This window comes from Bradyrhizobium sp. YCK136, from assembly GCF_044570075.1.
GTDB lineage: Bacteria > Pseudomonadota > Alphaproteobacteria > Rhizobiales > Xanthobacteraceae > Bradyrhizobium > Bradyrhizobium diazoefficiens.
Genome location: NZ_CP172424.1, coordinates 6,288,907 through 6,307,534 on the forward strand (window position 1 = coordinate 6,288,907; position 18,628 = coordinate 6,307,534).

Genomic DNA, 18,628 nt, shown 5'->3' on the forward strand with positions numbered 1-18,628 from the left:
GCAGGACTGCCCAAGGAGTATGCAATCAGCTTTTCCCGGCAACTAATCGACTGCGGCGCTCATTCCGGATTTGCCCTGTCCAGGCCCTCACCCAATCATGGCAACCACAGCACATCCAACCGAATGAGGATGAGAATGGTCCGCCATCTTCCCACGCTCTCGATCGCGATGTCGGTGACGTCGCTGGCGCTGATCCTCGCGCAGCCGGCTTCGGCGGAAACCGTGACGCTCGGCATCGGAACGCAGGACACCACGACCAACACGGTGACCGCCGGCGTCGTGATCCGCCAGCTTCATCTCCTCGAAAAATATCTGCCGAAGGACGGCAAATACGCCAACATCAAGTTCGAGCTGGAGTGGCAGAACTTCACCTCCGGCCCGCCCGTCACCAACGCGATGATGGCGAACAAGCTGCAGATCGGCATGATGGGCGACTATCCGCTGATCGTGAACGGCTTCACCTTCGAGAGCAATCCGGAGAGCAAGAGCCGCCTGATCGGCATCGCCGCCTACAGCCTGTCCGGCTCCGGCAACGGCCTCGTCGTCCACAAGGACTCGCCCTACTACGACCTTGCCGATCTCAAGGGCAAGCTGGTCAGCGTGCCGTTCGGCTCCGCCGCGCACGGCATGGTGCTCAAGGCGATGCAGGACCGCGGCTACGCATCCGACTTCTTCCAACTCGTCAGCCAGAGCCCGGAGGTCGGCTCGACCAATCTCCAGGAAAAGAAGATCGACGCGCATGCCGACTTCGTCCCCTTCGCCGAGCTGCTGCCGTTCCGCGGCTTCGCGCGAAAGATCTTTGACGGCGTCGAGACCAATCTGCCGACCTTCCACGGCATCGTGGTCCGCACCGACTTCGCCGAGAAATATCCTGAAGTCGTCGTCGCCTACTTCAAGGCGCTGATCGCCGCCAACCAGTGGCTGCGCGACGATCCCAAGCTTGCCGCCGAGAAGATCCAGGAATGGACCGGGATCAACAAGGAGGTCGTCTATATCTTCCTCGGCCCCAGCGGCAACATGACCACAGACCCGACGATCAAGCCGGCGCTGATCGATGCCGCCACGACCGACGTCAAGGTGCTGCAGAACCTCGGCCGCATGAAGGAGTTCGATCCGAAGAAATGGGTCGACGACAGCTACATCCGCAAGGCCTATGCCGAGATGAAGCTCGACTACAATGCGCAGCTTGCGAGCACCAAGAACTACGAAATCTCGGGCGAAGACAGCTTCTGCAAGAGGCCGATCACCGATCCGCGCAAGGCCGGCGAGGTCTGGGTGGATGAAGCCGGCATCCTGCCGTTCGCGTCCGCGGCCTGCACGTTAGGCGCCTATGCCGACTTAAAGGCCAAGGGCAAGAAGATCAACGTCGCCTACGTCTTCGACACCACCCGCGGCATCAAGCTGTTCGCCGACCAGGCCTTCTTCGCGGTCGGCGATGGCGACGTCGCGCCGTTCCTGCTGAAGAAGGATGCCGAAGCCCATGCCGCCAAGATCGGCGGCAAGGTGCTCGGCTTCGACGATGCGGTGAAGGCGGCGGTCGGCGGAGGCAAGACGTGAGCAGTCCCGCCCTCGTCAGACAGTCCGAGGACAGCATGCCGGCAACAACTGCAATGGCTGAGGCGGGCCCCATGCCCGCCGTCACGCCGCCCCAGACACCGCACTCCTTCGGCACGCTCGCGCTGCGCTGGTATCGCCTGAACCAGGGCCGGCTGCGCGCCACCGCGATCGGCATCGCCTCGCTGATCGCGTTCCTGCTGGTCTGGCACCTGCTCACGACCTACCGCGTCGTGTTCTTCGTGCGCTTCACCAACGTGCCCTCGCCGCTCGCGGTCTATGCCAGCTTCACCAAGGCGATCCACGATCCCAAGTTCCTGATGCACATCGTGCTGAGCTGCCGGCGCATCTTCATCGGCTTCTCGCTCGCGGCCATCGTCGGCGTGCCGCTCGGCCTGATCATGGGCCGTTTCAAGCTGGTCCACGAGATCATCTTCCCGGTCGCCGAGGTGCTGCGGCCGATCCCGGCGATCGCCTGGGTGCCGATGGCGATCATGCTGTGGCCGACCAACGAGCAGAGCATCGTCTTCATCACTTTCCTCGGCTCGTTCTTTCCGATCCTGGTCAACACGCTGCACGGCATGTCGCTGGTCGATCCGGTGCTGGTGCGCGCCGCGCAGTGTCTCGGCGCGCGCGAACGCTCGATCTTCCGCGAGGTGTATTTCCCGGCCTCGCTGCCGCACATCTTCACCGGCCTCACAGTCGGCATGGGCGTCGCCTGGGTGTCGCTGATCGCCGCCGAGATGATCTCGGGTCAGTACGGCATCGGCTACTTCACCTGGGAGGCCTATTCGCTGGTCCAGTATGCCGACATCGCGCTCGGCATGATCGCGATCGGCGTGCTCGGCCTCGGATCGAGCCTGCTCATCAGGGGCGCGGGACAATTGGTGATGCCGTGGAGGTCGACATGAGCGAGATGCTCGCGAACCCGTCGAAGGGCCATATCGAAGTCCGGAGCTTCTCGCTCAGCTATGACAGTATCGAGGGACCGGTTCAGGCCGTCACCGATACGCAGATCGATGTGAAGCCCGGCGAGTTCGTCTCGATCGTCGGTCCCTCCGGCTGCGGAAAGTCGACGCTGCTCAACGCGGTCGCGGGATTCCTCAAGCCCACCACAGGCATCGTCACCGTCGACGGCGAGCGCGTCAACGGCCCCAGCGCCGAGCGCGGCATGGTGTTCCAGCAATATTCGCTGTTTCCCTGGAAGACGGTGCGGGAGAATTCGAGTTCGGCCTGAAGATGCGCGGCATGGCGCGCTCCCAGCGTGAGCGCGCCGCGCGCACGCTGCTCGGGCTTGCCGGGTTGGAGGCCTTCGAGAAGCATTATCCGGAAAAGCTCTCCGGCGGCATGAAGCAGCGCGTCGGCATCGTCCGCGCGCTCGCGACGGGACCGAAGGTGCTGCTGCTTGACGAGCCGTTCGGCGCGCTCGACGCGCAGACCCGCGTCATCATGCAGCAGATCCTCACCAACATGTGGCAGCGGCTGAAGATCTCGGTGCTGTTCGTCACCCACGACATCGACGAGGCGATCTTCCTATCCGACCGCGTCTACTGCATGACCGCCCGCCCCGGCTCGATCAAGGCGGAGATTCCGATCCCGCTGGAGCGGCCGCGGCAGCAAGCGATGATGATGTCGTCGGAGTTCTTGGGCCTGCGCCGCGGGCTGATGTCGCTGATCCGCGAGGAAAGCCTGAAGGCGATGGGCGGCGAGATCACCGACATGGGCATGCAGGGGCTGAACATCGAGCTGCACGGGCATTCGCTGGCAGATGTGATTTAGGCGCAGCTAGCGCTCTTACTTCCCTTCTCCCCTTGTGGGAGAAGGTGGCGCGAAGCGCCGGATGAGGGGTTCTATCCGCGAATGACACCGTGAGAGAAGTACTCGTGGAGACAACCCCTCACCCGTCTCGCCGCTTTCGCGGCGAGCCACCCTCTCCCACAAGGGGAGAGGGTCAGCACCGCCATCGCGGCAAGATCACTTAAACCAATGCACCAGCGCGATGCTGATGCCGAGCAGCAGCATCAGCGACAGCGTCACCGCAGCCGTCACCCGTCCGCCGACATTGGCGAGCACGCGGACGTCGACGCCGAGGCCCAGCGCCGCCATCGACACCACCGTCAAAAAGCTGGTGATCTTGGTCACCGGTCCGACCACCGTGCTAGGGACGATCTCCAGCGAGCGCAGCGTCGCCAGCGCGAGGAAGCCGAGGATGAACCACGGGACCAGGCGGAAGAAGCCGACATTGGTCTTCTTGGCGTCGCTCTGCCAACGCGAGGCGACCAGCGACAGGCCGACGACGACCGGTCCGAGCATCAGCACACGCATCAATTTCACCAGCGTGCCGATCTGCGTCGAGACGAGCCCGGCCGGCACCGTCGCCGCGAGCACCTGCGGCACCGCATAGACGGTGAGGCCCGCGAGAATCCCGTATTGCGTAGCGGAGAGTTGCAGCAGCGGGATCAGCAACGGCAGGCCGAGCACCATCATCACGCCGAGGATCGCCGTGAAGGAGATCGAGGACGCGATCTCGTCGTTGTTGGCGCCGATGATCGGCGCCACGGCCGCGATCGCGGAATTGCCGCAGATCGAGTTGCCGCAGGCGATCAGGATCGACAGCCGCGTCGACAGGCCGAGCAGCCGGCTGAGGCCGAAGGAGACGCAGAGCGCGATGACGACGACCGCGGCGATCGATGCGAGCAGCGCGATGCCCGAGGCGGCGATGGCCGCGAAGCTGATCGAGGCTCCGAGCAGCATGACTGCGACTTCAAGCAGCTGTTTTGCGCTGAAGGCGATGCCGGCCTGCCAGCGCGGCGCGGGCTTCCAGAAGCTGCGCAAGGCCATGCCGAGCAGGATCGCCATCACCAGCGCCTCGACATAGGGATGCTCGAACACGCCCAGTTCCGCCCGCTCCAGCAGGGCGGAGACGCCGGCGACGGCAATGCAGAGGAGGATGCCCGGAATCAGCGCCGCAATGCGGCTTATGGCGGTGGCCGGCTTGGCATCGGCCGGGCTGGATGCTTGATTCTGCGACACAAATCTCTCCCAGAGGAGAAAGATTTATACGCAGCACGATCCAATTGGGAAATAAGTTTTCGACATATCAGGGCCGAGGGAAGTTCTGTCCTCGACCCGGAATAAACCGGCTCAGAAGATCAGGTTTTTGGCCAGCGAGGCGACGCGGCTGAAGCCGTCATAGATGCCCGGCTCAAAGAAGGCCGCGCGCGCCAGCACGATGCCCGCGACTAGCGACCAGAACAGCGTGGTACCGGCCCGCAACAGGAGCTTCGAGGCGCGCGACTTGGGCTGGGTGTCCGTCGCGGACACCAGCTGCTCGCCGAAGGGTTCAAATCGAGTGCGTTCCATAGCTTGCGCCAATCCATCAAATTCTGAACGGAATGTCGTCGTTTCGGCCCCAAACGGCAATGGAAGCGATTGGCGTTTTTGCGCCTCGACGGGGAAACTCCTTCCGTCGGACACCCCCGGGACAATAGTTTTCTTCTTCCGGCCTATTTGGACACCGGCGCCCAGGCTAAAGGGCCAGATAACGCCGCCGGATCGCCTCGTTGGCCTTCAGCTCGTCGATTCCGGCGGCATAGACGATCTGGCCCTTGTCGATCACCGTGGCATGGCTCGCCAGGCCAAGGCAGAAATGCATGTTCTGCTCGGCGATCAGCACGGTCGAGCCCAGCTGGCGGAGCTGGCGCAAAAGCTCGCCGATCCGCTGCACGATGATCGGCGCGAGCCCTTCGCTGGGCTCGTCGAGCAGCAGCAGCGCCGGATTGCCCATCAGCGTGCGCGCGATCGCCAGCATCTGCTGCTCACCGCCCGACAGGCGTCCGGCGATGCGATGGCGCAGCGGCTCCAGCAGCGGGAAGACTTCATAGATGCGCTTGATCGGCCACTCGTCCTGGCCTTCCGGCCCCTTCTTGCGACCGATGACGAGATTGTCCTCGACCGTGTGCTCCGGGAAGATCTGGCGGTCCTCCGGCACGAAGCCGAGCCCGGCGCGGGCGATATGGTGCGGCTTCCGGCCGGATATCACCGCGCCGCGCAGGCTGACCCTGCCCCGCCGCGGCGGCGCCAGGCCCATGATCGCCTTCATCGTCGTCGACTTGCCGGCGCCATTGCGGCCGAGCAGCGCCATGGTCTCGCCCTGCCGCACGGAAAGGCCGACGCCGAACAGGATCTGGCTGGTACCGTAATAGACGTCGAGATCGGCGACCTCGATGATGGCTGCGCTCATGCGGCCGCTCCCGCATGTTCGGTGCCGAGATAGGCCTCGATCACCGCGCTGTTGTTGCGGATCTCGTCCGGCGTGCCGGTGGCGAGGATGCGGCCATAGCAAAGCACGACGATCTTCGGCGCGATCTTGAACACGATGTCCATGTCGTGCTCGATGAAGACGACGGTGATCTTTTGCGTCTCCCAGAGCTCGCGCACCTTGTCGATCATGCGCCAGCGCTCCTCCGGGCCCATGCCGGCGGTCGGCTCGTCCAGCAGCAGCACCTTTGGTTCGAGCACGAGCGCCAGCGCGATGTCGAGCAGCTTCTGATCGCCATGCGACAGCGTCGCCGCGGTGCGGTTGCGCTTGCCGGACAGGCCTAACAGCTCCATCACATGCTCGGCGCGATCGCGCGTCTCGGGCAAGGGAAAGCGCTTGTGCAGCACTGCGGAAGTGCGCTGATCGGCGCTGACCGCGGCGAGCATGGTTTCCTGCACCGTCAGCGATTTGAAGATGCTGGCGACCTGGAAAGCGCGGCCGATACCGTGGCGCACGATCTCCGGCGGCGAACGCCCGGCGAGATCGACGCCGTTGAGCAGGACCTCGCCGGAATCCGGCCTCAAGGCGCCGGTGATCAGGTTGAAGAAGGTGCTCTTGCCGGCGCCGTTCGGGCCGATCACGGCGGTGAGCGAGCCATCGGGGAAGTCGAGCGTGACGTCGTTGGTCGCCTTCACGCCGCCAAAGGACTTTGCGAGGTTGCGGATCTCGAGCATCGCTAGCGCCCCTCGCCTGTCTCGCGCCGTTGACTGCCATCGTCATTCCGGGATGGTCCAGGACCGGACCCGGAATCTCGAGATTCCAGGTTCGCACTTCGTGCGCCCCGGAATGACTGCCCGGTGGATACACCTGACATCGCTAGCGTCCCTCGCCGGCGTCGCGCCGGTGTGCGAACCATTCGGCGACGAAATCGAGCAGGCCTTTACGCAGGCCCAGTGCGAAGAACAGGATGACCACGCCGAGCACGATGCCATGGTACTCGGTGAACCGCGTCACGGTGTCGTTGAGCAGCAGCAGCAGCACGGTGCCGACCATCGGCCCCAGGAAGGTCGAGACGCCGCCGAGCATGTTGATGAAGATGGCTTCGCCCGAAATGGTCCAATAGGCGAATTCCGGATAGGCGCCGGAGACGAACAGCGCCATCACCATGCCGCCCATCGCCGCGAACAGCGCCGCCAGCACGAACACGGTGAGCTTTGCGCGCCAGACATCGATGCCGAGGAAGCTCGCGCGCGCGGCGTTGTCGCGGATCATGCGCAGCGTGTAGCCGAACGGCGATTGCGCGATCTGGCGCATCGCGAGCAGGCCAAGGACGAGGAGCGCGCAGCTCGTGACATAGAGATGGACGTGGTTCGACAGATCGATGCCGAGGAACGCGGGACGCGGGATGCCGCCGCGCAGGCCCTGGTCACCACCGGTGAAGGACGCCCAGGACAGGATGGTCGAGTGGATCAGCATCTGGAACGCCAGCGTGACGAAGGCAAAGTAGATCTCCTTCAGCCGCACGCAGATCGCGCCGATCACGGCGGCGATGAGCGCCGTGATCACCAGCGTCGCGACGAAGGCGACCGGAATGGGCAGGCCAAGCTTCTGCATGATCAGGCCGAAACTGTAGGCGCCAAGGCCGAAGAACATGCCGTGGCCGAACGAGGTCAGCCCGGTGTAGCCGACCAGGAGGTTGAGCGAGGTCGCGAACAGGCCGTAAGCCGAGCACCGGATGACGAAGTCGAGCAGCGCCTTGCTGCCGGTGAAAAGCGGCAGGCTCGCCAGCACGGCGAAGGCGATCAGCGCGATCAGGACGTCGCGGTAGCGATGAAGTGCCGCGCCGCTGCGCACCGGCGCCAGCGTCTGCGCGCGTCCGGCCTCCAGCTCGGTCATGCCGCCTCCTTGCCGAACAGGCCGGTGGGCTTGGAGACCAGCACGATCACCATGAACAGGTACATCAGGCCTTCCGTGAACAGGGGAAAGCCGAGCGAGCCGAACGAGCGGATCAGGCCGATCAGCAGCGCGCCGATCAGGGCGCCCAGGACCGAGCCCATGCCGCCGATCACGGTGACGATGAAGGATTCGATCAGCACCGAGAATCCCATACCGGGGGTCAGCGACCGCACCGGCGCCGCGAGCGCACCCGCAAGCCCCGCCAGCATGCCGCCGAGCGCGAACACGCCGCCATAGATCAGGCCAGTGTTGATACCGAGCGCCGACACCATGCCGGGATTGTGCGCGGCGGCGCGGATCACCTTGCCAATGCGGCTGCGCGACAGCCCGATGCCGAGCACGATGGCCGCGACGAGCGCGACGCCGATCAGCAGCAGGTAATAAGGCGGCACCACGCCGCCGGCGATGAACAGCGGCATCACCTGGAACGCCGCGGGCATGCCCATCGACTTGAACTCGGGGCCCCAGATGATGCGCACGACATCATCGAAGATCAGCACGAAGGCGTAGCAGACGAGGAGCTGCATCAAGACGTCGGCGCCATAGACGCGGCTCATGAAGACGCGCTCGAAGATCAAGCCGAGGATGGCGGTGCCGCCCGCACCGGCCAGCATCGCCAGCGCAAAGCTGTCGGTGAGATGATAGGCCGTCATCGCAAAATAGGCGCCGAACATATAGAAGGCGCCGTGGCTGAAATTGACGACCTTGAGCACACCGAAGATCAGCGTCAGCCCGACCGCGACCAGAAACAGCAGCATGCCGATGATGAGGCCGCTGGTGGTTTGCGTCACCAAGCAGGCGGAGCTGGAGAGGCAGCCGGCGAGCGCGTCGAGATCCACGGGAGCACTTTCATTGCAGCGCGCCGGACCTGGCGCGGAGAATCAAACGAAACAGGCGGAGACGGTTGGCCGCCTCCGCCTCGCGCGCGGTCAGGTGTAGCCCTTGCTCTTCTTCCACTCGGCCTCGAGCTCGAAGATCGTCTTCCAGTCACCGGCCTTGACCTCGGGCACATAAGGCTCCTGCGGGATCGTGGTGCCCCAGCCGATGGCGTAGCCGACGAGGGTGTGATCATCGCCGCGCATGGTCACGGTGCCGTCGGCGCCGAACGGGCACTTGATGGTGAGGCCGGCCAGCACCTCGGCGATCTTCTTGCCGTCGGTGGAGTTCGCCTTCTTGGCGGCTTCGGCCAGGAACATCACCGCGGTCGCGTTCTGCCACGACCAGTTGGTCGGGTACTCGTTGTACTTGGACTTGTAGGCATCGCCCCAGGCGGCATTCTCCGGCGTGGTCGGGAAGGTCTTGATGTAGCGGTTGCCGGAGTGGATGCCCTTGGGCAGGTTCTTCACCACCGTGAGCGCGGTGTAGTCGGCCATGTTGACCGCGAACACCTCCATCTGGCTGAACATCGCGTAGATGTTGGCCTGGTCGATGTACGAGGTGAGATCGCCGCCCCACAGGCAGGAGTACAGCGCCTGCGGCTTGGCCTGGAGGATCTTGGTCACCACTTCGGTGTAGTCGGGCTGGAACAGCTTTGGCCAGGACTCGCTGATGACCTCGACGTCCGGCGCGAAGCGCTTCAGGTATAGCGTGAACTCGCCGGTGGTGTCGCGGCCATAGGCATAGTCCGGCGAACAGGTCGCCACTTCTTCAGGCCCTTGGCTTTGGAGATCGCCGCTGCATAACTGCCGCCGACGATGGAATCGTGGATGCCCTGGCGCACGCAGCGGAACGCGTTCGGGATGTGCTGCTTCGGATCGGCGGTGAGCGAGGATGCCTCCGAGCAGGTGTGGACGCAGAGCACGCCGAGATCGCGCGCCACCTCGTGCACCGCGAACGATCCGGACGAGGCCTCGCCAGATCAGCCATTCGCAGCCATCGGTGTTGACGAGCTCGCGCGCGACGCGCGCGGCTTCCTGCGGCTGGCCCTTGGAATCGCGGATCACCATCTCGATGGGACGCCCGGCAAGGCCGCCGGCGGCATTGACCTTGTCGACCTCGAGCATCACCGCGTTGCGCGAGGACGTGCCGAGCTGCGCCACGCGGCCCGACAGAATCGTCGGCATGCCGACCTTGATGGTCTTGGCCTGGGCGCGCGCCACCCAGGGCGCTGCAACACTCATCGCACCGGCGCCCATCAGCGCCAGCGTTGAACGGCGGCTGATGCCCGGCGTGCGGGTTCTCGTCATTTTTCCCTCCCTCTGTCGGGTCGGCGTTTCCAAATCCCTGTCGGAGATCGTCTCGTCTCCGTGTTCCCAAGGATTTCAGAGGTAGGGGGGTGACGTCAAGCCAAAGATGAATTACGAGTCAGAATTCATCAAAGAGGACATGAGGCCGCAACCGGCCCAAAACCCGCACAATGATCAACCTGTCGAGCTTTATCGCCTTTCATGCCCGGCGCACGCCGGAGCGGCCCGCGCTGAAATACCGCGGCGAGGAGATCTCCTACGCCGTCTTCGACGCGCGCATCCGGAAAGCGGCCGGCTGGCTGGCCGCGCAGGGCATTAGCGCCGGCGATGTCGTGGCCGTGCTGATGAAGAACAGCGCGGCGTTCCTGGAGCTGGTGTTCGCCACCAGCCATCTCGGCGCGGTTTTTCTGCCGATCAACTTCCGCCTCTCCCTTGACGAGGTCGGCTACATCGCCGGCAATGCCGGCGCGCGCCTTCTGATCGTCGATGAGGAATTGGCCGCGAACGCGGCGGGCGCGAAGATCGTCGTGCTGGACGAAGCCGCCCAGCAGAGCGTTACGCGTCTCGCGGGCGACGCTGCGGCTGCGCCAATGCACGTCCGCGCGCCGTCCGACCTGATGCGGCTCATGTACACCTCGGGCACGACCGACCGCCCCAAGGGCGTGATGCTGTCTTACGATAATTTCTACTGGAAGTCCGCCGACCAGACCATCGCGCTGGGTCTCAGCGCCGAGACGCGCCTCCTCGTCGTCGGTCCGCTCTATCACGTCGGAGCACTCGACCTGCCCGGCATTGCCGTGCTCTGGCATGGCGGCTTGATCCGCATCGAACGCAATTTCGAACCGGAGACCGCGCTTGCAGCGATTGCGGAGGACAAGCTCAACGCCGCATGGTTCGCGCCGGTCATGACCACGGCGATGCTCACCTGCCCCACCCGCGATCGCTACGACGTCTCCAGCCTGACATGGGCGATCGGCGGCGGCGAGAAGACGCCGGAGCTGCGCATCCGCGCCTTCTCGGAATATTTCCGCAATGCGCGCTACATCGACGCCTATGGCCTCACCGAGACCGTCGGCGGCGACACCTTCATGGAGGCCGGCCGCGAGATCGAGAAGATCGGCTCGACCGGGCGCGCCATCGCCCATGTCGAGATCGAGATCCGCGACGAGGACGGCAGGACGCTGCCGCCGAACGTCAACGGCGAGATCTGCCTGCGCGGGCCGAAGATCACGCGCGGCTACTGCAAGGACCCGGAGAAGACGGCTGCGGCTTTCTTCGGCGACTGGTTCCGCAGCGGCGACGTCGGCTATCTCGACGACGAGGGCTTTCTGTATCTGACCGATCGCAAGAAGGACATGATCATCTCCGGCGGCGAGAACATCGCCTCCTCCGAGGTCGAACGCGTCATCTACGAGCTATCAGAGGTGCGCGAGGTCGCGGTGATCGGCCTGCGCGATGCGCGCTGGGGCGAGCGGCCCGTCGCCATCGTCGTGCTGGCGGAAGGTGCGAGCCTCGAGCTCCCTGCCCTTACCGAACATTGCCGCGCGCGGCTGGCGAGCTTCAAGGTGCCGAAGCAGCTCGTCGTCCGCAACAGCCTGCCGCGCAACCCGAGCGGAAAGATCCTCAAGCGCGTGCTGCGCGCCGAGCTGGAGACGTCTGAATGACGCAAGCGAATGCCAAGGTCACAAAGCTCAACCGCGTCGAGCGCAACGCCTGGACCAAGCAGAAGATCTTTGACGCCGCGACCAAGGTCGTCGGCAAGCATGGTTATGCCGAAGCCTCCGTCGCCCGCATCACCGAGCAGGCCGGCGTCGCGCAAGGCACCTTCTACAATCATTTCGAGAACCGCCAGGAGCTGCTCGACCAGCTGCTGCCCAAGATCGGCCTCGACATGGTCGGGTTCATCCGCGCCCGCACCGGCAATGCGCACGCGGCGCGGCAGGAGATCGAGCGCTTCTCCGCCTTCTTCGACTTCATCCGCGAGGTGCCGGAATTCCTGCGCATCCTCAACGAGGCCGAATTTTTTGCCCCGATCGGCTACCAAAAGCATCTCGACAACATCTCGGTCGCCTATGTGCGCATCCTGCGCCGCGCCCGCCTTGCGGGCGCGATCGAGGATTACAGCGACGAGGAATTCGAGGCGATCGTCCACATGCTGATGGGCGCGCGCGGTTATCTCAGCCGCCGCTACTCCTATTCGGAAGGCGGCGTCACCGCCGTGCCCGACCACGTCATCTCCGCCTATCGCAAGCTGATGACGCGCGGCCTGTTCAGTTCATCGGGAGATCAGGAAACGCCATGAACATCGCATCTCCCCACCACCCGCTCGATATCGCCTCGGCGATCGCGGAAGGCGACATCCGCTGCCTCCTGATGGTGCTGGTGCACATGACCGGCGAGGCGCGCTGGCTCGAGCCGCCGTACTTGCCCAAGCGCGACATCCGCCTCATTCCCGATCCCGAAGCCGGCGTGCCGAAGGAGATCCAGGACGAAATCCGCGCCGCGGTGGTCAACCTCTTCGCCAATGGCTCACCGCAGCCGGTCATTACCGACCCCGGCGAAGAGCTGCTCTTGAAGATGATGCGCGCCTGCCTCGGCGAGAACGTCGCGCCGGAATATGCGCCCCTGATGCGCGAGGAGATGGGCTTTGTGCCGCGCGAGACACGATGGACGACGCGTCCTTCCGACGACAAGCTCGCGGAGCAGCACGTTCTGATCGTCGGCGCCGGCGTCTGCGCCATTGCGCTCGGCGTGGCGCTCGGTCATCTCGGCATCCCCTACACCATCGTCGAGAAGAACGACGAGCTCGGCGGCACCTGGTGGATCAACCGCTATCCCGGCTGCGGCGTCGATACACCGAACCATTCCTATTCGTATTCGTTCGGCTCGCGCAACGCATGGACGCGGTACTTCTGCCAGCGCGAGGAGCTGCTCGGCTATCTCCTGAAGGTCGCCGATGAATACGGCATCCGCAAGCATCTGCGCGTCAACACCGAGCTGACCTCGTCGCGCTGGGACGAAGGCAAGAAGCGCTGGATTTCCACGCTCAGGACCAAGGACGGAGAAGAGACCTTCGAATCCACCGCGCTGGTCAGCGCGATCGGCCAGCTCAACGATCCCTCCCGCGCGCGCTTCAAAGGCGAAGAAAGCTTCAAGGGCACGATCCTGCATTCGGCGCTATGGTCCGGCGATATCGATCTGGACGGCAAGCATGTCGCCGTGATCGGCACCGGCGCGACCGCGATGCAGCTGGTGCCGGCGATTGCCGGCCGTGTTGCCTCGGTCACCGTCTATCAGCGCAGCGCGCAATGGGCGCGGCCGGTGAAGGGCTATTCCGACCCGATCAGCGAGGGTGCGCGCTGGCTGCTGGCGCATCTGCCGTTCTATGTGCAGTGGTATCGCTTCAACATGTTCTGGCGCTATGGCGACGGCCTGCTGCCGTTCCTGCGCAAGGACCCGGCCTGGCCGCATCCGGAGCGCGCCGTCAACAAGGGCAACGACCGCCACCGGCAGGAGCTGACCGACTTCATCCTCACCGAGCTGAAGGACCGCCCCGACCTGATCGAAAAATGCGTGCCGACCTATCCGCCTTACGGCAAGCGCATCCTGCTCGACAACAACTGGTTCAAGACGTTGACGCGACCGAACGTGGAGCTCGTCACCGACGCGATCGACCGTTTCGACCAGGGCGGCATCGTCACCGCGGACGGCAAGCACCGCCCCGCGGATATCATCGTGGTCGCGACCGGCTTCAAGGTCACGGAGATGGCGGCGCGCCTGAACATCAGCGGCCGCAACGGCAAGAATTTGCGCGAGGCCTGGGGCAACGACAATCCGACCGCGTTCCTCGGCCTTACCGTGCCTGATTTCCCCAACTTCTTCTGCATGCTCGGCCCGAACTCAGGTCCCGCGCATGGCGGCAGCGTCATCTTCCAGTCGGAGTGCCAGAGCCGCTACATCTCGGCGTGCCTGGCCGACATGATCGCGCGCGATGTCGCAGCGATCGACGTCCGTCCGGACGTGCTCGACGATTACGTCCGCAAGGTCGACGCCGAGCACGAGGGCATGATCTGGACCCATCCGGGCATGACGACTTACTATCGCAACTCAAGCGGCCGCGTGTTTTCCGCCATGCCCTGGCGCTTCGTGGATTACTGGCGCATGACGCATGATCCGGATCTTGGGCAGTACAGGCTGACGAAGGCGTAGAGTTGATGGCGCCCACAACGTCGGCGCACCCTCTCTCCACGTCGTCATTGCGAGCGCAGCGAAGCAATCCAGAATCTTTGCGTGGAGATACTCTGGATTGCTTCGCTACGCTCGCAATGACGGAACTGGCGGCCCGTCTACGCCGCGAGCCCGGTCTCCACCGGAGCGAACTCCAGCCCGAGGCTTTCCGCGACCGCCTTGTTGGTGATGCGGCCACGGTGGACATTCAGGCCGTTGCGCAAATGCGGGTTCTCCAGCACCGCCGTAAAACCCTTGTTCGCGAGCATCAGGCCGAACGGCAGCGTCGCGTTGTTCAGCGCCTGGCTCGACGTGACAGGCACCGCACCCGGCATGTTGGCGACGCAATAATGCACGACGCCGTCGACCTCGTAGGTCGGGTCCGTGTGCGTGGTCGCATGAGAGGTCTCGAAGCAACCGCCCTGGTCGATGGCGACATCGACCAGCACCGCGCCCCGCCGCATCGATTTCAGCATCGCGCGCGTGACGAGTTTGGGCGCGCTCGCGCCCGGCACCAGCACCGCACCGATCACGACGTCGGCGGCAAAGACCTCCTCCTCGACCGCCTCGATGGTTGAAAAGCGGGTGCGCACCCGTCCGAGAAAGACATCGTCCAGCTCGCGCAGCCGGGGAATCGAGCGATCGATCACCGTGACCTCCGCGCCAAGGCCCGCGGCCATGCGCGCGGCCTGTGTTCCCACCACGCCGCCGCCGAGCACGACGACCCGCGCCGGCTGCACGCCGGGCACGCCGCCCAGCAAAAGCCCGCGACCGCCGGCCGACCGCTTGAGCGCGGCGCCAGCGGCCTCGATGGCGAGGCGGCCGGCGACTTCGCTCATCGGCGCAAGCAGGGGGAGGTGACCGGCCGCGTCGGTGACGGTTTCATAGGCGATCGCCGTACAGCCGGAGGCGAGCAAGCCCTTGGCCTGTTCGGGGTCCGGTGCAAGATGGAGGTAAGTAAACAGGATCTGGCTTTCGCGAAGCTGGGTCCATTCGCTCTTCTGCGGCTCCTTCACCTTCACGATCATGTCGGAACTGGCGAAGACGTCGCGGGCGCTCCCGGCGATCTCCGCCCCTGCCCGCCGATAGACCTCGTCAGAAGCACCGATGCCGCTGCCAGCGCCTGTCTCGACCGTCACCTGATGCCCGGCCGCGACATATTCACGGACCGCGCCCGGGGTGAGCCCGACGCGATATTCCTGCACCTTGATCTCCTTGGGCACACCGACACGCATCCTGGGCTCCTTCCAACGTCTTGATTCACCTCGCCATGGTAGCGACGGGTCCAGTTTGGTTTCGTGCAAATATCAGCTAGTTTCGCGATCTCCGCGCCGGTTTCCGGCGCCGAAGTGCCCTTTCACGCTGGAAACGAAACATTGGCCCTCGACCGGAAAGACCTCGCCATCCTCGCGGAACTCACGACCAACGCGCGGGCCAGCCACACCGAGCTTGCCAACAAGGTCGGACTATCCAGCACGGCGCTGGCGCGGCGGCAAAAGGCGCTGGAGGACGACGGCTACATCCAGGCCTATCAGGCCGCGCTCGACCTGGCGCAGTTCGGCCTCACCACGACGGTGCTGGTGCGCATTGCGCTGGAGAGCCAGAGCGACGAGGCGCTGAAAGCGTTCGAGGCGGAGGTGGTGAAATGCCCCTCCGTCGTGCGTTGCTTCCTGATGTCGGGCACCGACGACTACATCCTGATCGTGCTCGCGCGCGACATCGAGGATTTCGAGCGCATCCACCGCACCGAGCTGTCGCGATTGCCGCGCGTCGCGCGGGTGCAATCGAGCTTCGCGCTGCGCGAAGTCGTCAACCGCGCCGTGCCGACGGTGGTGTTCAGCGAGGCCAAGCGGTAACGGACTTCTCCCTCTCGCCGTTCTTACGGGAGAGGGCTTGGGGTGAGGGGCTGCACCCACAAAGGCGGTGATAGTCGGACTCGCGGAAGCTCCCCCTCACCCGGATTGCTGCGCAATCCGGCCTCTCCCCGTAAGCGGGGAGAGGCGAAACGCCAGCCGCACATCCTGTCATCCAACTGTCATCGAATGTGCCGAGAGCTGTGTCTCCAGTACATTCGGGACAGACAATGGACTATTTCAAGCGCTTCAACTTCCTGTTCGCCGCACCCGTGTTCGACGCCGACGACCTCGAAGGCGTCCGCTTCAACCAGATCATCGAGGAGATCCAGCGCTCCGGCTTCGAGGTCGTCCGGGCCCGCAAGCTGGAGGACGCGGAGATGGCGGTGCAGACCGACGCCGCGATCGGCTGCATGGTGGTGGACTGGGGCAAGAAGGGCCTGGAGGGCAAGACCTCGGCGCTGATCAATTTGATGCGGCGCCGCGGCCTCGACTTCCCGATCATCCTCCTGATCCGGCGCAAGCGCTTCGAGGATTTGCCGGTCGAGGTGCTCGACTTCATCGACGGTTACGTCTTCCTCTCCGAGGAGACGCCGACCTTCATCGCCAAGAACCTGATCAGCCGGCTCAAGCAATATGCCGAGACGCTGAAGACGCCGTTCTTCGGCGCGCTGGTCGACTATGCCGAGGAAGGCAACCAGCTCTGGACCTGTCCGGGCCACAATGGCGGCGTGTTCTACAATCGCAGCCCCATCGGCCGGGTGTTCGTCGAGCATCTCGGCGAATCCGTGTTCCGCGACGACCTCGACAATTCCGTGCTCGACCTCGGCGACCTCCTTACCCATGAGGGCCCGGCGCTGAAGGCGCAGAAGGAGGCAGCGGCGATCTTCGGCGCGGAGAAGACCTATTTCGTGCTCAACGGCACCTCGACCTCGAACAAGGTCGCGCTCGGCGCGCTCGTCACCGACGGCGACCTCGTGCTGTTCGACCGCAACAACCACAAGGCCGCTCATCACGGCGCGCTGATGATCAATGGCGGCATCCCGGTCTACGTCCCGACCATCCGCAACGCCTGGGGCCTGATCGGCCCGATGCGCTGGGACATGCTCGACGAGAAGGCCCTGCGCGAGGCGATCCGCAACCATCCGCTGGTTAGGGATCGCGACGCCTGGCGCAAGGAACGGCCGTTCCGCGTCGCCGTGGTCGAACAGTGCACCTATGACGGCTCGATCCACAGCGCCGAGATGATCCTGAAGCGCATCGGCCATCTCTGCGAGTACATCCTGTTCGACGAGGCCTGGGCCGGCTTCATGAAATTCCACCCGCTCTATGCCGGCCGTTTCGCCATGGGGCTGGCGAACCTTCCCCCGGAAGCGCCCGGCATCATCGCGACGCAGTCGACCCACAAGCAACTCGCGAGCTTCTCGCAGGCCTCGCAAATCCACATCAAGGACCGTCACATCCGCGGCCAGAAGCGGCGGGTCGAGCACCGCCGCTTCAACGAAAGCTTCATGCAGCACGCTTCCACGTCACCGTTCTACCCGCTGTTCGCATCCCTCGACGTCGGCGCGCAGATGATGAAGGGGCGCTCCGGCGAAGTGCTGTGGGACGACACGATCCGGCTCGGCATCGAGCTGCGCAAGAAGATCCGCGCGATGCGGCGTGAGTTCGAGGAGAAGGAGCAGAACCCCGATCGGCGCTGGTTCTTCGAGCCCTTCGTCCCGGATCGCGTCGCCATCCCCGACGTCAGCCGCCCCGGTGCCGCCCACAACGTCGCCTGGGAGACGCTATCCACCGACGAGCTCGCCACCAATCCCGCCTTGTGGCAACTCTCTCCGGATACCAACTGGCACGGCTTTCCCGATCTCGCGGAAGGCTTTGCCATGACCGATCCGAACAAGCTGACGCTGCTCACGCCTGGCTTCGATCGCACCACCGGCGCCTATGCCGAGCACGGCATCCCCGCCCCCGTCGTCGCGCAATATCTGCGCGAGAACCGCATCGTGCCGGAGAAGAACGACCTCAACTCCCTGCTCTTCCTGCTCACTCCCGGCGTCGAGGCGAGCAAGGCCGGCACGCTGATCTCCGGCCTCGTCGCCTTCAAGAGGCTGCACGACGACAATGCGTTGCTGGCGGACGCAATCCCGGAATTCTACCAGCGGCGGCAGGCGCGCTATGCCGGCGTGCGGCTGCGCGATCTCTGCGGCGACATGCACCGTTTCTTCCGCGCCGCCGATGTCAGCGCGCTCCAGGCGCGGCAGTTCATGCCCGAGCACATGCCTGAGATCGCGATGTCGCCCCGCGATGCCGCCCGCTATTTGTTCCGCAACGACGTCGACTATCTGCCGATCGAGGCGATCGCGGGCCGCATCGCCACCACGCCCTTCGTGGTCTATCCGCCCGGCATCGCCACCATCGTGCCCGGCGAGCGGCTGACGGAACGCGCCAAGCCCATGGTCGACTATCTCAAGATGTTCGAGACCTGCTTCAACACGTTCCCGGGCTTCGACGTCGAAATCCAGGGCGTCTACAAGGAGATCGATGCCCAGGGCCGTATCGGGCTCTATACTTACGTCGTTGCCGAGTAGGTG

14 protein-coding genes and 2 pseudogenes are annotated in these 18,628 nt (G+C 64.6%); 8 read left to right on the top strand and 8 right to left on the bottom strand.

The features are described 5' to 3' along the window. Positions 1–135 precede the first annotated feature (135 nt). From ACFLEY_RS30440 to ACFLEY_RS30450, 3 genes and pseudogenes are all read left to right on the top strand, one after another. Positions 136–1,557 carry an ABC transporter substrate-binding protein gene (locus ACFLEY_RS30440; RefSeq protein ID WP_060911249.1) on the top strand — a complete coding sequence of 474 codons (1,422 nt, stop codon included), beginning with the start codon at positions 136–138 and terminating at the stop codon, positions 1,555–1,557. Beyond that, entirely contained in the window at positions 1,554–2,465 is a 912-nt protein-coding gene (locus ACFLEY_RS30445) for an ABC transporter permease (protein WP_082756356.1), read from the top strand. The genes ACFLEY_RS30440 and ACFLEY_RS30445 overlap by 4 nt, the downstream gene beginning before the upstream one ends. Continuing rightward, positions 2,462–3,333, top strand: a pseudogene (locus ACFLEY_RS30450) (ABC transporter ATP-binding protein). Before ACFLEY_RS30445 ends, ACFLEY_RS30450 begins: the two are co-directional and overlap by 4 nt. Positions 3,334–3,528: 195 nt before the next feature. Here ACFLEY_RS30450 and ACFLEY_RS30455 read toward each other — a convergent pair. From ACFLEY_RS30455 to ACFLEY_RS30485, 7 genes and pseudogenes are all read right to left on the bottom strand, one after another. Beyond that, a complete protein-coding gene (locus ACFLEY_RS30455) occupies positions 3,529–4,587 on the bottom strand; it encodes a YeiH family protein (protein WP_011085973.1) in 1,059 nt (352 codons plus the stop codon). 111 nt (positions 4,588–4,698) lie between these two features. Further along, the gene (locus tag ACFLEY_RS30460) at positions 4,699–5,031 is read right to left on the bottom strand and encodes a hypothetical protein (RefSeq protein WP_011085972.1); all 333 of its coding nucleotides are present in this window, start codon (positions 5,029–5,031) and stop codon (positions 4,699–4,701) included. A 52-nt stretch (positions 5,032–5,083) separates the two neighbouring features. Next, positions 5,084–5,797 carry an ABC transporter ATP-binding protein gene (locus ACFLEY_RS30465; protein ID WP_011085971.1) on the bottom strand — a complete coding sequence of 238 codons (714 nt, stop codon included), beginning with the start codon at positions 5,795–5,797 and terminating at the stop codon, positions 5,084–5,086. Further along, entirely contained in the window at positions 5,794–6,549 is a 756-nt protein-coding gene (locus ACFLEY_RS30470) for an ABC transporter ATP-binding protein (RefSeq protein ID WP_060911247.1), read from the bottom strand. Before ACFLEY_RS30470 ends, ACFLEY_RS30465 begins: the two co-directional genes overlap by 4 nt. Positions 6,550–6,691: 142 nt before the next feature. Continuing rightward, positions 6,692–7,711 (bottom strand): branched-chain amino acid ABC transporter permease, encoded by a 1,020-nt coding sequence (locus ACFLEY_RS30475; RefSeq protein WP_060911246.1) that lies wholly within the window; start codon positions 7,709–7,711, stop codon positions 6,692–6,694. Continuing rightward, positions 7,708–8,610, bottom strand: a complete 903-nt coding sequence (locus ACFLEY_RS30480) for a branched-chain amino acid ABC transporter permease (protein ID WP_396604280.1) — start codon at positions 8,608–8,610, stop codon at positions 7,708–7,710. Before ACFLEY_RS30480 ends, ACFLEY_RS30475 begins: the two co-directional genes overlap by 4 nt. 90 nt (positions 8,611–8,700) lie before the next feature. Further along, positions 8,701–9,957 (bottom strand): annotated as a pseudogene (locus ACFLEY_RS30485) (ABC transporter substrate-binding protein). 170 nt (positions 9,958–10,127) lie between these two features. Here ACFLEY_RS30485 and ACFLEY_RS30490 point away from each other — a divergent pair. From ACFLEY_RS30490 to ACFLEY_RS30500, 3 genes are read left to right on the top strand one after another with little or no spacing between them, the layout of a single operon-like run. Further along, the gene (locus tag ACFLEY_RS30490) at positions 10,128–11,621 is read left to right on the top strand and encodes an AMP-binding protein (protein ID WP_060911245.1); all 1,494 of its coding nucleotides are present in this window, start codon (positions 10,128–10,130) and stop codon (positions 11,619–11,621) included. Beyond that, complete coding sequence (locus tag ACFLEY_RS30495) at positions 11,618–12,259, top strand: TetR/AcrR family transcriptional regulator (RefSeq protein ID WP_060911244.1); 642 nt, start codon at positions 11,618–11,620, stop codon at positions 12,257–12,259. The genes ACFLEY_RS30490 and ACFLEY_RS30495 overlap by 4 nt, the downstream gene beginning before the upstream one ends. Then, positions 12,256–14,166 (top strand): NAD(P)/FAD-dependent oxidoreductase, encoded by a 1,911-nt coding sequence (locus tag ACFLEY_RS30500; RefSeq protein WP_060911243.1) that lies wholly within the window; start codon positions 12,256–12,258, stop codon positions 14,164–14,166. The genes ACFLEY_RS30495 and ACFLEY_RS30500 overlap by 4 nt, the downstream gene beginning before the upstream one ends. A gap of 137 nt (positions 14,167–14,303) precedes the next feature. On the opposite strand, the gene ald is transcribed toward ACFLEY_RS30500, so the two are convergent. Then, positions 14,304–15,419: an alanine dehydrogenase gene (ald, locus tag ACFLEY_RS30505; RefSeq protein WP_060911242.1), complete on the bottom strand. Its 1,116-nt coding sequence runs from the start codon at positions 15,417–15,419 to the stop codon at positions 14,304–14,306. A 141-nt stretch (positions 15,420–15,560) separates the two neighbouring features. Here ald and ACFLEY_RS30510 point away from each other — a divergent pair, with 141 nt between their 5' ends. Further along, on the top strand, positions 15,561–16,040 hold the full coding sequence (locus tag ACFLEY_RS30510; protein WP_060911241.1) for an Lrp/AsnC family transcriptional regulator: 480 nt from the start codon (positions 15,561–15,563) through the stop codon (positions 16,038–16,040). 227 nt (positions 16,041–16,267) lie between these two features. Then, positions 16,268–18,625: an Orn/Lys/Arg decarboxylase N-terminal domain-containing protein gene (locus ACFLEY_RS30515; RefSeq protein ID WP_060911240.1), complete on the top strand. Its 2,358-nt coding sequence runs from the start codon at positions 16,268–16,270 to the stop codon at positions 18,623–18,625. Positions 18,626–18,628 lie beyond the last annotated feature (3 nt).

Coding starts and splice junctions, on each gene's coding strand:
- ACFLEY_RS30470 (WP_060911247.1), bottom strand. CDS start 6,549: ATGCTCGAGATCCGCAACCTCGCAAAGTCCTTTGGCGGCGTGAAGGCG.
- ald (WP_060911242.1), bottom strand. CDS start 15,419: ATGCGTGTCGGTGTGCCCAAGGAGATCAAGGTGCAGGAATATCGCGTC.
- ACFLEY_RS30495 (WP_060911244.1), top strand. CDS start 11,618: ATGACGCAAGCGAATGCCAAGGTCACAAAGCTCAACCGCGTCGAGCGC.
- ACFLEY_RS30440 (WP_060911249.1), top strand. CDS start 136: ATGGTCCGCCATCTTCCCACGCTCTCGATCGCGATGTCGGTGACGTCG.
- ACFLEY_RS30465 (WP_011085971.1), bottom strand. CDS start 5,797: ATGAGCGCAGCCATCATCGAGGTCGCCGATCTCGACGTCTATTACGGT.
- ACFLEY_RS30515 (WP_060911240.1), top strand. CDS start 16,268: ATGGACTATTTCAAGCGCTTCAACTTCCTGTTCGCCGCACCCGTGTTC.
- ACFLEY_RS30500 (WP_060911243.1), top strand. CDS start 12,256: ATGAACATCGCATCTCCCCACCACCCGCTCGATATCGCCTCGGCGATC.
- ACFLEY_RS30475 (WP_060911246.1), bottom strand. CDS start 7,711: ATGACCGAGCTGGAGGCCGGACGCGCGCAGACGCTGGCGCCGGTGCGC.
- ACFLEY_RS30490 (WP_060911245.1), top strand. CDS start 10,128: ATGATCAACCTGTCGAGCTTTATCGCCTTTCATGCCCGGCGCACGCCG.